Consider the following 14,829-nt stretch of genomic DNA (forward strand, 5'->3'; position numbering starts at 1 on the left):
TAGACGGGGGTTCGGGTCATAGCTCGGATGATAAAACGATTAGGCCTTCACTTCAATGGACGTTACCGCGCTGTCCGTTACTTTCAGCTCAACCGTAGCGCCTGCCACGAGCTTGGACGAGTCGCCGACGATCGTCACGTTCGACGCGACATTCAGCAGGAGCGCTTGCGTGCCGCCAGCAACATCCTGCGTGATGGAGATCGTTTTGATTTTGCCGTCTGCACCAAGGCTTACGCTGTTCAGCTTGCCCGTTTGCGTCACGACTTGCGGCGCATAATTCTTCGTCACCTCGACGAAGACGGCTTTGCCTTGGTACGTGCGAACGAGCAGCTCATCGCCGGCTACGAGCGCAGATGCCGCTACCTTCACGTCATTGCGGAAGATGTACACGTTCGAGGAGAGCGGAATCGCCACTTCCGTGTTGTCCGCCTTAATGACGGTAATCGAGTTATTCGAAACCGCCGCCTTCAGTTTGCCTGTGTACGTCGCTTCGACAGGCTGCTGCTCGAACGTCTTCGTGACTTCGATGAATACCGCTTTGCCATTCGCTACGCTGACCGTGATTTGATCGCCAGCCACGAGCGCGGATGCCGCCACCTTCGCGTTGTTGCGGAAAATGTACGTATTGGCGTCGAGCTGGATCGCGATTTCGGATTTATCCGCCTTCACGAGCGTCAGGGAGTCGCCCGATACCGCCGCTTTCAGCGTTCCGTTGTACGATTTGTCGGCTGGCTGCTGCACCGCTGTCTTCGTGACCTCGATGAATACGGCTTGACCGCCCGATACCTGAACGACGATTTCGTCGCCTTCCACCAGCGCGGATGCCGCCACCTTCACGTTATTGCGGAAGATGAAAGCGTTCGGGGAAAGCGGAATAGCTACCTCCGAATTGTCGGCTTTCACGAGTGTGATCGATTTGCCCGATACGACGGCTTTCAGCTTACCCGCGTAGGAAGCGTCGGTAACCGTGCTTTCGGCTGCTTTCGTTACTTCGATGAATACCGCGCTGCCGCCGTACGTGCGAACAACGATCTCGTCGCCTGCCGCAAGCGATGCGACGTTTGCTTTGACATTATTGCGGAAAATGAAAACGTTGGATGCCAGCGGAACCGTCGTCTCGGAGTTATCCGACTTGACAATCGTGATTTTGCCGTCCGCTGCAGCCGCCTTCAGCTTGCCGCTGATCGCCTGCGCGTCTTGGTCGTCATTCGGCATTTGCTCGTCGGTGCGATCAAGCAGCGCCGCAAGCTCCGCGCGGGTAACCGGCTGGTTCGGACGGAACGTATTATCGTTGTAGCCCGTGATAAGCCCCTTCTCAACCGCAAGCGCCACATAGCCGACAGATGCCGCCGGGATGTTCTTTGCGTCGCGGAAGTTCAGCGACGTGTTGACTTTCGCTTTAGCTTCGGCCTCGAGACCGAGTGCCTTGATGAGCAGCGTCGCCGCGAACAGGCGGGTTGCCGGCTTGTCGGCTTGGATGCTCGTATCCGTCTCGGAGAACAAATCTTTCTCGAGCGCGACTGCCACATAGCCGACTGCCCACGGATATTTCTTCTTCAGCTCGGAAGCGTCTTTGAAATTCAGGGAGGTCGCCATCTCTTCGGCGGATTCCGCTTGCTCCTTCAGCCCCATCAGACGAACGGCCGCCGTGATCGCCTCGATGCGCGTGATCACTTTGTTCGGCTTGAACGTGCCGTCCTCGTAACCGGTGAAGACGCCTTTCGATGCCAAGCGAACGATATATTCAAGCGCCCATTTCAATTCCTCTTCGTCTTTGAAATTGACGTTAATGTTGTACTCGTTTTTGTCTTTCTTTTGGCTGTAGCCGGATTTGCGGTCATCGTTGCCCTTATGATGATCATTGCCTTTACCCTTGCCGTCTGCGAACGCGCTCGTCGCGCCGCCTGCCAGCGTCAGTACCGCCATCGATGCCACTGCCGTCTTTTTCAACATTGCTTTGTTCATCAACTGCCACTCTCCCATTTAGCTGCGGTCCGTGCCGCGATTTGCTTTCGCCCATACTATTCGTCCGGGCTCTTTCGGTTTGTGGGGGTGGCGCGAAAAAACTTTTAAAAATGATTTCGCAGACAGGGGCCTTTTGCGCAGATTGCACTTTATGCACCCAATACCAACCATATTATGGTAGGGTAATGGACCACAGGCTGATCACACGAATGCAAGAAGACAGCCGGCTGTCTTCTTTATGCTGCCTATTCCAGCTCCCATTGCGGGTTCCATACGACTTCCCACAGATGCCCGTCCGGATCTTGAAAGTATCCCGAGTACCCGCCCCAGAACGTATCGTGCGGCGATACCGCGATGACCGCGCCGGCTCCGACGGCTTGCGCCATCACCTCGTCGACCTCCGCCTTGCTGCCGACGTTGTGGCCGATCGTCATCTCCGTCGGACTAGGAGGCGCTAAGGCGACCTTCGCGTCATGGGCGATGTTCCGCCGCTCCCACAGCGCGAGCTTCAATCCGCCCAACAGATCGATAAAGACGACCGCCCCATGCTCGAATTCCTGACCGATAATGCCTTCGGTCGCCAATCCCAGCCCGTCCCGGTAGAACGCGAGCGATCTCTCCAGGTTATCCACGCCAAGCGTGATCACCGTAATGCGCGGCTTCATCGCCATTCCTCCTTATGATGCATCATCACCCGGTCGCCATGGCGGCAGCTCTCATTATGCCGATCAACGCCACATCCACTGCCGCATGTATCCGCTCAGCAGCGCTTCGCTGATGCGATCCGAGACTCCCCAGGGATGATCCGCGATATAGAAGTGCCCGCCTGGGAACGTATGCAGCTCACAATGACCGTTCGTTAGTTCTCGCCAATCGAGCATTTCGTCCTCCGTCATCCGGTCTTGGTCCCCCGTTAGCACGGTCATCGGCACTTCGAGCTTCTCCTTCGATTCATGCACATATTCGTCCAGCAGCCGGAAGTCGGCGCGGATAATGGGCAAAAACAGCTGCATGAGCTCCTCGTGGTCCAGCACCTCTTGCGGCGTACCGCCCATCTCGATTAATCGCGCCTTCAATTGATGATCCGGCAGATGGCTCAGCGGTTCCCATGCCCGGTTGATCAGCTGCGGCGCCTTCAAGCCGGAGACGATCAAATGGCGCGGCATGCGCTCTCCGCACTCCGCGATGCGGCGCGTCAGCTCGTACGCCAGAAGCGCTCCCATGCTATGGCCGAACAAAGCATAGTCGGCACCACCCGCGTTCTGCTGGCTCACCTTACGACGCAGCTCCTCCACTAGCGGGCCGATCGATTCGTAAGGCCGCTCCTTGAACCGCGTGCCTCTTCCCGGAAGCTCGAGCGGCACCAATTTGATCGCCGGATCCACGGTCTCCAGCCAACGCGCATAGATCATCGCCGATCCGCCGGCATGGGGAAGGCAAAACAAATAATAGGGCTGCATGTATCCGTTTCTCCTCCCGAAACGCCAATAAATTCGATCCTGCTCTCATGCTCTCGATGTAGACCGGGCTGTCTGCCTTGGCTGAGCCTATGATCCATGCGACGCAGAAGCATCCCCGGCCAAAGTTCGCTCCCGGTTGTCTTGCTCTATTGCGAGTCTCGTTTCGCCTTCAGCCACTTCGGCGCGCCTTTATCTTTGCGGTCGCGCTCGCGGGCTGCTTTCTGAGCCGGCTTGGACGACGGCAAGGATTTGGCCGAGGTCGTCGCAGGTCCGCTCTTCTTGCGAACGATTCCCTCTTCGTTGCGCGTGTACTGGACAGCTTCCGCACGCTCGGCATTGCCGGTACGGTCGTGGTTGGCGCTGCGTTCGACCCGAGGCTGCGAGCCGGATCCGTGCGCCTCCCGTCCGAAGCCGGAAGCCGAACGCTGCTGTCCGAATCCGGCTTGCTTGCCGCTAGTCGCGCGGCTTGCGCCAGTTTCAGAGCGCCAGGCGCCCTCGCGCCCTCTCCCCTCTCGCTGCGGGCCGCTTTGGTAAGATGGCTGTTCATCGGCATCCCACAGCCGTCCGCGATACATCTGCTTCTCCTGCAGCACGATTCCCAGCTGCTTGGCGAATTTGCTCATAATGAAGCGCTGCTGGGGCGTAATGATCGTGACGACCGTGCCCTCGCGCCCCATCCGGCCAGTCCGGCCGGAACGGTGCACGTAATGTTCGGCGTCGGTAGCCGGGTCGAGCTGAACGACGAGCGGCAGTCCCGCAATATCGAGTCCGCGGGCCGCCACATCCGTAGCGATGAGAATCTGGCAGCGACCGTCGCGGAACCGGCTGAGCGTCGCGGCGCGGCGCTGCTTATCCGCATCACCGTACAGCGTTTCAACGGCAAATCCCTCATAACTAAATTTAGCCTCGTAATTGGCGATTTCGTCGGTGTCGTTAATAAATAGAAGCGCCGAACGAGGGTTCAACATGCGGATAAGTCGTCTGGCCGTATCGACCTTGTCGCGTTTGTCGCACACCAAGTAATAATGCTCTACCTGATTCGGCAGCTTCTGATCGGTCGTGACATCGATCGTCTTCGGCTCGTTCATCCACTTCTGCTCGAACGCTTCCATCGTCTGCGGACGTGTGGCGGAGAAGAAGGCAAGCTGCCGCCCCCGATCCATCCGGGTCAGCAGCGTATCCACTTCCTTCGTCGATCCGAGGTCGAACACTTGGTCCGCTTCGTCGATGACTAGCAGCTTGATTTGATGCAGTTTCAGCTTGCCCGCCTGCACGAGCTCATGAATGCGGCCCGGCGTTCCGACGACCAGATGCGGCTTCTGTCTTAATTTCTCCACCTGCCGCTGCATCGAGGCGCCGCCGATCAGCTGCTGGACGCGAATGGACAATTCTTCGCCGTACAGCTCGGCGACCCGGAATATCTGCATCGCCAGCTCCTGCGTCGGCGCCAGCACCATCGCCTGCAGCGCATCGCTATCTGCTTCGATGCGCTGGAGCGCCGGCAGAATAAACGCCAGCGTCTTGCCCGTTCCCGTCTGCGACCGCGCCGTTACGTCCTTGCCGGCTAACAGCTCGGGGATTGCCGCCGATTGCACCGGCGTCGGCTGATCAATACCGTTATCTCTCAACTTGGCAGCCAATTCGGCCTTGATGCCCATTGTTTCCCATATTACATTCATTTCCCGTCTTGCTCCTTTAGCTTACGCTCTATTTGCGGTTCAATAAATTGCCGAAGGTTCTATCAGCGAACCGGGGGGCTAGTCCATAAAGACGGATGCCGATCCCTGCAGACAGCGGGAGATCCACTTCCGGCGTCCGTTTCGCGATCACCCGCACGATCGCATCTGCCACTTGTGAAGGTTTGAGCAAATATCCTTTGACGCTCGCCGCGTAACCGCCGCCTGGGTCGGCTGTCGCGAGGAACGGCGTGTCGATCGGTCCGGGGTTAACAGCCGATACCGCGATCCCTTCGGGTGCCAGCTCGGCGCGCAGCGCGTTCGTTAACCCGAGCACCGCGTGTTTGGTCGCCGCGTAGCCCGATGCCTTGGCCGTGCTCAACTTGCCTGCCATCGAGGCGATATTGACGATATGCCCGTCACCTTGACGCTTCATATAAGGAAGCACCGCTTTCGCGCAGCGCACAGTGCCCATATAGTTCGTATCCATCATCTTGGCGAAATGTTCAAGCGGCGCGTCTTCGAATCGTTCGAATAGTCCAAAGCCCGCATTATTGACCAGCACGTCAATCCGTCCGAAATCCGTCGCGATCTGGTCGATGACCCGCTGCACGTCGGCAGCGTCCGTCACATCAAGCTCGTAAAATCCGCAAGGACCAGGCACGCTGCCGCGCATCGCCGCAAGCTTGCTCGCGCTTCGGCCGGTAATAATCGGCACCGCGCCCGCCTCGGCCAGCTTGGCAGCCGTCACCGCGCCTATGCCGCTTGTGGCGCCCGTAATGACGACGATCCGGTGCTGCAATTGACTTCGTTGTTTCACCACGCATTCCATCTTTCCTTCCAATTATGGCCGCTCTTGCTCTACTTTAACAGAGCAGAAGGCAATGCGAAAGTAGCCCCAAACAAAGTGAAACGGCCGTCGCCGCCTTTTAGCGGCGCGGCGCGGTTCATAAAGGTGACATAGTAAGCGTGAATATATACTTTCTATATAAAAAAAGCTCCCATACGGGAGCTGGTGATGCGGGAGTACTTATTTTAGGAAGCAATAAGAACTTGAATATCCATTTCGCCGATACCATCCATAATGAGCGGAATCGTCAGAGCTTTCTTCGTCTCAAAGCCGGCAGACTGGGCGGAATGAAGCACCTTCGGCGGCGTAATGTCCACGCGGACGCCCTGATTGAACAGCATGGTGCTCGCGTTTCCGCTGATCATGTTGCCCAGCTCGGAAATCGCGCTCTTGCCCATCTCGTCCATTTCGGAAATTGCGAATCCGCCCATCATGGCCGAAACCATCTTAATGGCTACTTCTTCGCTCAAGCCCAGCACGATGTCACCGTTAAGCTGGCCATTTAGACCGATTTGAATCCAAATGTAGTTCTCAACGAACTTTACGTCTTTAACGCCAAGTGTTCCTGTCGCCGGCCGAATTTGAACCACCTGTTCGATGACTATTTTAGCAGACTCCAAGAATGGATTAATATACTCAGCCTTCATCTCAAGGTAACGCTCCTTTTTCGACTCGTTTCGAGTTCCCCATCTACCTAGCTAACTCGTATTATACTAGATAAGTTAGGTCAAGTATACTATACCTTTTTCAGAAAACTCGGAACGACCCTGATTTTGTCGAACTATGTTCGGGATAATGGATATATCGGAAAAGGATTTAGGTTTGTTTATACGCACACGCTCGGAAAAGGCTGTTTCCTTCATTTGGCACGTAACCTAGTACATCTTGCCTAACTTTCGCTCTAGACGGCATCCGCCTTATCGTGTCTCCGGAACCGCAGACGAATGAGACGGAGCCGGTCATAGAGCATGTCGACCGGCTGCCCGGCCGGCAGCTCCTCGCCGTAAACCTGATGCAGCACGGGCTTCAAATACCGGTCTCCGATGATCGTCATCGCTTCCCACACCTGCTCCTGCTCGACACTTGGCATATCCGCGAGCTCGCGCGCGATGAACGGCTCGAGATCGTAGCCCTCCACCTCCAGCCGCTCGATCTTCTCCATTAGATCGCGTCTTGGCATATCCAGCTCCGTCTGCATCTGCACGATCGATCTGCCTTCCGCAATCGCAGCAAGCAGACGCTTCTTCTCGGATTGACGGTCGAGGACAGCTTTATATTTATTCTCCTTCTGCTTATAAATCCACTGCGTGAACAGCTTCGGATCGAGCTCATCTGTCACCCAGTCGAGCGGGAACGGAAGCGGCTGCTCGAAGGCGGCCGTAATCTTCAGGATGTCCTCGCCATATGCGGTGAGCTTCGATTCGCCCCAACCCGGGATCTGGGTCAACTCTTCGGGAAGCTTCGGGACGTAGGCGCTGATCATCAGCAGCATACGGTTATTCGCGACCATATAGGCGGATTTCTTCTCCGACGCCGCCTTGGCCCGGCGCCAATCCCGGAGCGCGTCGAACAAAGCGGCGTTGGCGTTGATCTCGCCGTAACATTGCAGCATCGCATACATGCTGGATGCCGCGGCAAGCGGTTTGCGCTCTTCCAGCATGCCGTCAATAACCGGCACATAACCTTCGCCCATCTTCACGGCTACGCCGTGCCGGAAGGCTGCGAGCATCTCTTCCCACGAATTCCCTTCGAACCATACCGATTGGTCCTCTTCGGCTCCCTCTTCTCCGGACCAAATCACCGACCAGCTTCCTTGCTGCTCGCAAATCGACAATTGCGCTTGAATCGGCTGCGACTGCTCCAGCGATCTCTCGAACGTGTTCATAAAAACAACTTGCATATTCGGACAACCTCCTATAAGTAATAATATCAACCTCAATCTCTGCGCGTAGGGGAGCGGTTATGCGGACAACGCAAAAAGCACCTCCCGCGTCCGGTTATCCGGACATCGAGAGGTGCTTCCCCACGTTCAGTCGTTTGATTGGGATCATCATAGCATAGGCTGACAAAGATTGACAAGGGGAACACAGCCTTAAGTCCCGGTACTTATTGCCGCTTCCATGGACGGATGCTATGATACTTGGCATACAGGACCAAAAACGGTAGGCCCAATATTGAAGGAGGACTTTAGCATGCTGCCCGATTATGATTTTATGTCCGACATGACGGAAGAAACGTCGACTCGGTTCACGACCTTTATAACGCCAAGCCTGAAGCGATTCGACCTGGCCGTGACGACGACCAGCCGCTTCTACGGGAAGAAGCTCGTCACCGATCTTCAGAGCGGGAAGACGGCGATTATTGGCCCGGACGACCTAGAGGAAGAAGGATATTTGGAATTCACCTTCAAGCTTAGCGAAGAAGAAGCGGCGGAGCTGAGCCAGTTTCTTTATTTGATCGTCGGAACGGTGAATTTTACCGACTAAGGTGGGCACACTGTAACGGTAATGCCACTACCGTATACAGGAGTGATGCGCGTGAGCCGATTTATGGACGAAGACCGCCGGCCGTATACCGATCTATCCACGGTGGAGTCCCAGCGTAATGACTTGACATTCGAAGAGTTCCCGGAAGGCCCGTATGGTTCCTCGATTACGTCGGAGCAGCTGGGTAAGAGCAAGCCTTGGCGCGTCGATCAGCGCCCAGCCAACCGGTTCGACTACGAGAACCGCGAGCTGCATAACGGCCTGAACCGCGGCTATCCGGGCGAGGATTACAACGACACGACGCCTGACGCCCTCGACGAACCTTAAGCGACGATGCGACTTTAGCGCGGCCGGCTCCCAAGGAGCTGAGAAGCGATGAATTGCCCGATATGCGGCCGCGATAGCGACTGCGGGTACGAAGCGGACAAACAACATCCGTCCTGCTGGTGTTTTGCCGAGCATTTCCCCGAAGAGCTGCTGGAGCAGGTTCCGGCCGAACTTCGCGGACAGCGCTGCATATGCAAAGCGTGCTTGGCGGATTATAAAACAACGACGGAGCAAAAGCCGTAATCGCCGCCCGAGAGGAAAAATAATCTAAAACGCCTCGTTGACAAACGCGCGAAGGCGTGATTAAAATAAGACCGAACCCGATGATTGGTTTGCGTTCAAGGTAAGGGAACGCAGCATTCATCGAGATGATTGGTTTGCGTTCATCGTAAGGGAACGCAGCATTCATCGACGATGATTGGTTTGCGTTCAAGCATTGGAACGCAGCATTCATCGAACGAACGCTAACCGAACAGCCGCCCGGTGCGGCCACAATTTGAGGGCTATGCATTTTCAAATGCCGGCAGCCGCCGATTTGAGAACAACCCCGGAATCTCCTTGTGCGAGAATCCGGGGTTGTTTGTCGTCTGCCCAGCTTGTCTTTGCGGCCGCATCCGAATGGCAGTTGTTTTGTAAGCGTTTGCAGTTGTGCTGTCTATTCTGTTGTCCGTCGTCTGTAGGTTTCATCGCTAGTCGTTTTATCGTAATTTATCCGCATGGGAGGCTAATTATGAAAACGCGTTTGACCAAAATGGCAGCCACGACGCTGCTCACCTTCTCCGTCGCATCCGCTTGGGCCGTACCGGCCGGCGCGGCGCCCGACACCTCTGTTTCGAACAAGGCTAACTTCAGCACGGACGTCATCTATCAAATCGTGACCGACCGGTTCCTGGACGGCAATGCCGCGAACAATCCGACCGGCGCCGCTTACGATAGCTCCTGCTCGAACTTGAAGTTGTACTGCGGCGGCGACTGGCAGGGCGTGACGAACAAAATCAACGATGGCTATTTCACCGACATGGGCATCACGGCGCTGTGGATTTCCCAGCCGGTTGAGAACATCTATGCCGTCATCAATTACTCCGGCGTAAATAACACGGCTTACCATGGCTACTGGGCGCGCGACTTCAAGAAGACGAACCCGGCGTTCGGCAGCATCGCTGACTTCCAGACGCTCGTCGCCGCGGCTCACGCCAAAGGCATCAAGATTATTATCGACTTCGCGCCTAACCATACCTCACCGGCCATGGAGACGAACACGGCATTCGGCGAGAACGGGAAGCTGTATGATAACGGCACGCTCGTAGGCGGCTATACGGGCGATTCCCAAGGGCTGTTCCACCATAACGGCGGCTCGGACTTCTCTTCCCTGGAGAACGGCATTTACAAGAACCTCTACGATTTGGCCGACTTTAACCACAACAACGCCACGATCGACGCGTATTTCAAGAGCGCGATCAAAATGTGGCTCGACCTCGGCATCGACGGCATCCGCGTCGACGCAGTTAAGCATATGCCTTTCGGCTGGCAGAAGAGCTGGATGGCGTCCATCTATAACTACAAGCCGGTATTCACCTTCGGCGAATGGTTCCTCGGCGCGAACGAGGTCGACCCGAACAATCATGCCTTCGCCAACGACAGCGGCATGAGCCTGCTCGACTTCCGCTTCGCGCAGAAAGTACGCCAAGTGTTCCGCGACGGCACCGACACGATGGTCGGCTTGGATGCGATGATCGGCGGCACCGCCACCGATTACGTGCAAGTGAGCGACCAAGTGACGTTCATCGATAACCATGACATGGACCGCTTCCAGACGTCCGGCGCGAACAACCGCAAGCTGGAGCAGGCGCTCGCCTTCACGCTGACGTCCCGCGGCGTGCCGGCCATCTACTATGGCACCGAGCAGTACATGACGGGCAACGGCGATCCGAACAACCGCGCGAAGATGACCTCCTTCGCGAAGACGAGCACCGCGTATAACGTCATCAAAAAGCTCGCGCCGCTTCGCAAATCGAACCCAGCGATCGCTTACGGTTCGACGCAGCAGCGCTGGATCAACAACGACGTCTATATCTACGAGCGCAAGTTCGGCACGCATGTGGCCGTGGTTGCGGTCAATCGCAGCCAGACGACGGCGACGTCCGTCAGCGGCCTCGTGACGAGCCTGCCGGCTGGAACGTACGCAGACGTCCTCGGCGGCACGCTAAACGGCAATTCCCTTACCGTGGCAAGCGGCGGCGCGGCATCGGCGTTCAATCTCGCGGCAGGCGCGGTTGCGGTCTGGCAGTACAATACCGCCGATACGGCTCCGGTCGTCGGCCATGTCGGTCCGATGATGGCCAAAGCCGGCAATACGATCACGATCGACGGACGCGGCTTCGGCTCTACCAAGGGCACGGTCTACTTCGGTACGACGGCCGTCACCGGCGCGGCGATCACCGGTTGGGAAGATAGCCAAATCACGGTGAACGTGCCGACGGTCGCCGCAGGCAAATACGCGGTCAAGGTCCGCACCGCAGGCGCTGTAGACAGCAACGCGGTCGGCGGCGTGAACGTCCTCTCCGGCGAACAGGTCACCGTGCGCTTCATCGTGAACAATGCGACGACGTCGCTTGGCCAGAGCGTCTACTTGGCTGGCAGCGTGGCGGAGCTCGGCAACTGGAACACGTCTGCCGCGGTCGGTTCCATGTTCAACCAAGTCGTGGCCGCGTATCCGAAGTGGTACTACGACGTCAGCGTGCCGGCCGGCCAGACGATTCAGTTCAAGTTCCTGAAGAAGAACGGCACGGCCGTCACATGGGAAGGCGGCACCAACCACTCCTTCACCGCGCCTGCGAGCGGAACGGCGACGGTAACGGTGGACTGGCAGAATTAATCGCGATGTAAGCCATGCATAGACACAAGTCGCCTGACGCAACCGCGCAGGCGACTCTTTTTTTTGATGTAACGCATCAGGAACATTTCGTCCCATCCGTTCGTCTCTAAGTGAAATGGTTAACCCCATCACGAAATGGGAACATAGACTGGAGGATTTTCATGAAATCCAAACCCGGCGCATTGATCGCGCTTCTTCTCATGCTGCTCTTGATACTCGTCGGTTACGCAACGTTGAACAATTTTGCCGAGCATTTGGGCGAAACTTACCGGCAGATGGGATGAAATAAAACAGCCTACCCCAGCTCGGACAACTTCACCCATCTTTCCTCCCGATGGCTCGTCAATATGGCGTCGACGATCCGCATCGACCAGTGCCCGTCCTCGAACGTGGCGAACGGCATGCCGCCCGCAGCCGGGTCGTTACCTTCCCGAATGAACGTATAGAACTGCAGCATATTGTTCTTGAGCGCGTCCGGCCATCCCTCGTTATGTCCGCCGGGGAGATGGATGGAGCCGCGCGCTTCTTCCGCGAACAGCGACGGATCCGCCAGCAGCACCTCGTTGGGCTTGTCCCGATGGCCGATCCACAATTTCTGCGGCTCTTCCTGATTCCAAAAGGCCGACTGCCGGCTGCCGCTCAGCTCGAAGCTGAGCCTGTTTTTGCGTCCGGCGCTGACCTGGGACACCGTAAAGCTGCCCTTGCTCCCGTCCTCGAAGCGAATGAGCACCGAGGCCGTATCTTCCGTCTCGACCTCGTAATCCTTATACGCGTCCGTCTCGGAGGAGCCGACTGCTTCCGAAGCCGCGGTCTCGAACGTCTGCTTCGGCTTCAGCGCCTTGCGGCGAACCGGGAAGACGGTCGAGAAGTCGGCGCACACCTCGCTGATCCGTTTGCCGCTTACATACTGCACCGTGTCGCACCAGTGCGACCCGATATCCGCCACCGCCCGCGTCGCGCCGCCGATCTTCGGATCGAGCCGCCAGCTGTAATCGGTATCATAAAGCAGCCAGTCCTGCAAATAGCTGCCGTGAATAAGATGAAGATCGCCGAGCTCGCCTCGTTCGACCATGGCCGACAGCTGCTGCAAAATCGGGAATTGCCGGTAATTGAAATTGACGCCGTGCACGACGCCGCTCGATCGCGCGAGCCTCAGCAGTTCGCCGGATTGCCGGCTGTTCAACGCCAGCGGCTTCTCCGACAGGACATGCTTGCCCGCGAGGATGATCGCCCGATTAATCTCGAAATGCAGATCGTTCGGCGTACAGTTATGCACCGCCATGATCTCGGGGTCGCGCAGCAGCTCCCGATAGTCGCCGTAGTAATCCGGAATGCCAAGCTCCGCGGCCTGCTGCTCCGCGCGTTCTTCGCTTGACCCCGCGAACGCCTTCACTTCGACGAACCCCAGCCTCCGCACCGCCTCGACATGGGCCGGGCCGATGAAGCCGCCGCCGATAATGCCGATTTTAATCGTTTCCATAGTCGCGCCTCCTTTGGGTTCCGGTTCAACCTGTGTCTCTCTATTACCCGGGAATCGGCCGGCTTGTATCAGGACGACTATGGTAACCTCGGAGAAGGTGGAATCGCACCCGAGCCGGACAACAGCAAAAACACCTCCTGCCGGCCGATGCCGCCCCACCTAAACGTGGCGCATCGATGCAAGAGGTGCTGCTTCCTATATCCTAGGCCTGCACGGCCTCGCCAGCCGCCGCTCCGCTATCCGCAGGAACATGCGACTTCCGCGTCATCCACGTCCGGCTTCGCCACCGTCGCAGCGAGAGCAGTCCGCGCAAATATTCGTCCGCGATCATGCAGCCGTAGATGCCGACGAGTCCCCAGCCAAGCGAGATGCCGGTAAGGTACGAGCATCCTGCCGCGATCGCCCACATGGATCCCAGCGAGATGTACATGACGAAGCGCGTATCGCCGACGGCGTTCAGCGCGTTGCCCAGCGCCATGTTGATCATTTTGCCCGGCTGCAGCAGCAGGTTCATCCCGAGCAGCGTGACGCCGATCGCGATAATCTCGTTATCGTCGGTGAAATGCCCGAGGAGCCAACCGCCCATCAAATAGATAACGAGCGCGTTGACCGTGACGACCGCAAGACCGATCCACATCGCGCGGAACGTCGCCTGGTAGGCGTCTCGCGTGCGAGATGCGCCGAATAGATGCGCGACTTGGATCTGCAGCGCCAGCGCGAACGAGTAACCGAGCATGAAACAGAACGATTCAAGCGTATTCATGTACGTACGGGCCGCCAGCTCCGCCGCGCCGAGCATCGCAATGAACGTATAGATGAGCAGCTGCGTGAACACCCAGCACGACATGTTCACGCCGAGCGGCCAGCCGATGCGCATGACCTCCCCGAACAGCTTGCGGTCGAAGCGCAAGAATTCCGGCAGCGTGATTTTGCGGCCGAACGCATGGAGGAACATAACGAGCAGCACGGCCGAGGCGATAACGCGGCTGGCCAGCGTCGATATCGCAACGCCGGTCAATCCCCACTGCGGGAACCCAAGCTCGCCATAGATGAACCCGTAGTTCATAACAACATGCACGATGTTGACGCCGATTATGACATACATCGGCCCCTTGGTATTGCCGGTATTGCGAATCGCCGTGCTGAAGGCCGCCATGACTGCCGTCAGCACCATACCCCCGCCTGCGATCGAGATGTACGTATCCGCCAGCGGCATCAGATCCTCCGGCATCTGCAGCACGCGGGCGATCGCTTGCGGCCACAGGTATAGGATCGCGCTGATGGCAAGGCCGATCGCGCCGCTGACCGTGACCGACATGATCGCGATCGTACGGGCATCCTCTTCCCGCTTGGCGCCGATTCGCTGGGCGATTAAGATACCTGCCCCGCTGGCGACCGTAATGAACAGCGTCATGAGCGCGTTAAATAATTGATTCGAGAAACCGACGACCGCAACCGCGTCATCCGATACCTCGCTGACCATGAGCGTATCCACCGTCCCGAGCAGCGTCTGCAAAAACACTTCAATGAAAATCGGCCACGCCAGCGCCCATAGCGTAAATTTCCGATCGATCCCCTTCATCATTCCAACCTCCAACCTCTTCGTGTCTCTCCCGTGATGTTGATCATGAGCGAACTATTCTGAACACATTATACGTGCTATACTGAGACTCATGTATCAGGATTCGAACGGGAACTTTCACGATTCCA

At 57.3% G+C, this 14,829-nt stretch carries 14 protein-coding genes; 5 read left to right on the plus strand and 9 right to left on the minus strand.

Going from position 1 to position 14,829, the window contains the following annotated elements; all coding sequences use genetic code 11:
- Positions 1-39: 39 nt before the first annotated feature.
- The 7 genes from ACFFSY_RS30360 to ACFFSY_RS30390 form a co-directional block, all read right to left on the minus strand.
- The gene (locus tag ACFFSY_RS30360; protein ID WP_377501300.1) at positions 40-1,965 is read right to left on the minus strand and encodes an S-layer homology domain-containing protein; all 1,926 of its coding nucleotides are present in this window, start codon (positions 1,963-1,965) and stop codon (positions 40-42) included.
- 245 nt (positions 1,966-2,210) lie between these two features.
- On the minus strand, positions 2,211-2,630 hold the full coding sequence (locus tag ACFFSY_RS30365) for a VOC family protein (protein ID WP_377501302.1): 420 nt from the start codon (positions 2,628-2,630) through the stop codon (positions 2,211-2,213).
- A gap of 63 nt (positions 2,631-2,693) precedes the next feature.
- Positions 2,694-3,425, minus strand: a complete 732-nt coding sequence (locus tag ACFFSY_RS30370) for a thioesterase II family protein (RefSeq protein WP_377501304.1) — start codon at positions 3,423-3,425, stop codon at positions 2,694-2,696.
- A gap of 146 nt (positions 3,426-3,571) precedes the next feature.
- Entirely contained in the window at positions 3,572-5,104 is a 1,533-nt protein-coding gene (locus tag ACFFSY_RS30375) for a DEAD/DEAH box helicase (RefSeq protein WP_377501306.1), read from the minus strand.
- A gap of 28 nt (positions 5,105-5,132) precedes the next feature.
- A complete protein-coding gene (locus tag ACFFSY_RS30380) occupies positions 5,133-5,924 on the minus strand; it encodes an SDR family NAD(P)-dependent oxidoreductase (protein WP_377501307.1) in 792 nt (263 codons plus the stop codon).
- Between the two features lie 212 nt (positions 5,925-6,136).
- Positions 6,137-6,598, minus strand: a complete 462-nt coding sequence (locus ACFFSY_RS30385; RefSeq protein WP_377501309.1) for a chemotaxis protein CheX — start codon at positions 6,596-6,598, stop codon at positions 6,137-6,139.
- A 254-nt stretch (positions 6,599-6,852) separates the two neighbouring features.
- Entirely contained in the window at positions 6,853-7,851 is a 999-nt protein-coding gene (locus ACFFSY_RS30390) for an HRDC domain-containing protein (protein WP_377501311.1), read from the minus strand.
- A 292-nt stretch (positions 7,852-8,143) separates the two neighbouring features.
- Between ACFFSY_RS30390 and ACFFSY_RS30395 the strand changes: the two genes are divergently transcribed.
- The 5 genes from ACFFSY_RS30395 to ACFFSY_RS30415 all read left to right on the plus strand — a co-directional run bounded on the left by ACFFSY_RS30395 (position 8,144) and on the right by ACFFSY_RS30415 (position 11,923).
- The gene (locus tag ACFFSY_RS30395) at positions 8,144-8,437 is read left to right on the plus strand and encodes a DUF3055 domain-containing protein (RefSeq protein WP_377501313.1); all 294 of its coding nucleotides are present in this window, start codon (positions 8,144-8,146) and stop codon (positions 8,435-8,437) included.
- Between the two features lie 45 nt (positions 8,438-8,482).
- A complete protein-coding gene (locus ACFFSY_RS30400) occupies positions 8,483-8,764 on the plus strand; it encodes a hypothetical protein (RefSeq protein ID WP_377501315.1) in 282 nt (93 codons plus the stop codon).
- 48 nt (positions 8,765-8,812) lie between these two features.
- Positions 8,813-9,007, plus strand: coding sequence for a cysteine-rich CWC family protein (locus ACFFSY_RS30405; RefSeq protein WP_377501317.1), 195 nt, complete (start codon positions 8,813-8,815; stop codon positions 9,005-9,007).
- A 508-nt stretch (positions 9,008-9,515) separates the two neighbouring features.
- Entirely contained in the window at positions 9,516-11,639 is a 2,124-nt protein-coding gene (locus tag ACFFSY_RS30410; RefSeq protein ID WP_377501577.1) for an alpha-amylase family glycosyl hydrolase, read from the plus strand.
- A 161-nt stretch (positions 11,640-11,800) separates the two neighbouring features.
- Positions 11,801-11,923 (plus strand): hypothetical protein, encoded by a 123-nt coding sequence (locus tag ACFFSY_RS30415; RefSeq protein WP_377501319.1) that lies wholly within the window; start codon positions 11,801-11,803, stop codon positions 11,921-11,923.
- Between the two features lie 11 nt (positions 11,924-11,934).
- On the opposite strand, the gene ACFFSY_RS30420 is transcribed toward ACFFSY_RS30415, so the two are convergent.
- Both ACFFSY_RS30420 and ACFFSY_RS30425 read right to left on the minus strand, forming a co-directional pair.
- Positions 11,935-13,119, minus strand: a complete 1,185-nt coding sequence (locus ACFFSY_RS30420) for a Gfo/Idh/MocA family protein (RefSeq protein WP_377501321.1) — start codon at positions 13,117-13,119, stop codon at positions 11,935-11,937.
- Between the two features lie 202 nt (positions 13,120-13,321).
- On the minus strand, positions 13,322-14,701 hold the full coding sequence (locus tag ACFFSY_RS30425) for an MATE family efflux transporter (RefSeq protein ID WP_377501579.1): 1,380 nt from the start codon (positions 14,699-14,701) through the stop codon (positions 13,322-13,324).
- Positions 14,702-14,829: the final 128 nt, after the last annotated feature.

Origin of the sequence: Paenibacillus aurantiacus, from assembly GCF_042431225.1 — a bacterium.
GTDB lineage: Bacteria > Bacillota > Bacilli > Paenibacillales > Paenibacillaceae > Paenibacillus_Z > Paenibacillus_Z aurantiacus.

Coding starts and splice junctions, on each gene's coding strand:
- ACFFSY_RS30370 (WP_377501304.1), bottom strand. CDS start 3,425: ATGCAGCCCTATTATTTGTTTTGCCTTCCCCATGCCGGCGGATCGGCG.
- ACFFSY_RS30425 (WP_377501579.1), bottom strand. CDS start 14,701: ATGAAGGGGATCGATCGGAAATTTACGCTATGGGCGCTGGCGTGGCCG.
- ACFFSY_RS30405 (WP_377501317.1), top strand. CDS start 8,813: ATGAATTGCCCGATATGCGGCCGCGATAGCGACTGCGGGTACGAAGCG.
- ACFFSY_RS30390 (WP_377501311.1), bottom strand. CDS start 7,851: ATGCAAGTTGTTTTTATGAACACGTTCGAGAGATCGCTGGAGCAGTCG.
- ACFFSY_RS30360 (WP_377501300.1), bottom strand. CDS start 1,965: ATGAACAAAGCAATGTTGAAAAAGACGGCAGTGGCATCGATGGCGGTA.
- ACFFSY_RS30375 (WP_377501306.1), bottom strand. CDS start 5,104: ATGAATGTAATATGGGAAACAATGGGCATCAAGGCCGAATTGGCTGCC.
- ACFFSY_RS30410 (WP_377501577.1), top strand. CDS start 9,516: ATGGCAGCCACGACGCTGCTCACCTTCTCCGTCGCATCCGCTTGGGCC.
- ACFFSY_RS30415 (WP_377501319.1), top strand. CDS start 11,801: ATGAAATCCAAACCCGGCGCATTGATCGCGCTTCTTCTCATGCTGCTC.
- ACFFSY_RS30400 (WP_377501315.1), top strand. CDS start 8,483: ATGCGCGTGAGCCGATTTATGGACGAAGACCGCCGGCCGTATACCGAT.
- ACFFSY_RS30420 (WP_377501321.1), bottom strand. CDS start 13,119: ATGGAAACGATTAAAATCGGCATTATCGGCGGCGGCTTCATCGGCCCG.
- ACFFSY_RS30395 (WP_377501313.1), top strand. CDS start 8,144: ATGCTGCCCGATTATGATTTTATGTCCGACATGACGGAAGAAACGTCG.
- ACFFSY_RS30385 (WP_377501309.1), bottom strand. CDS start 6,598: ATGAAGGCTGAGTATATTAATCCATTCTTGGAGTCTGCTAAAATAGTC.
- ACFFSY_RS30365 (WP_377501302.1), bottom strand. CDS start 2,630: ATGAAGCCGCGCATTACGGTGATCACGCTTGGCGTGGATAACCTGGAG.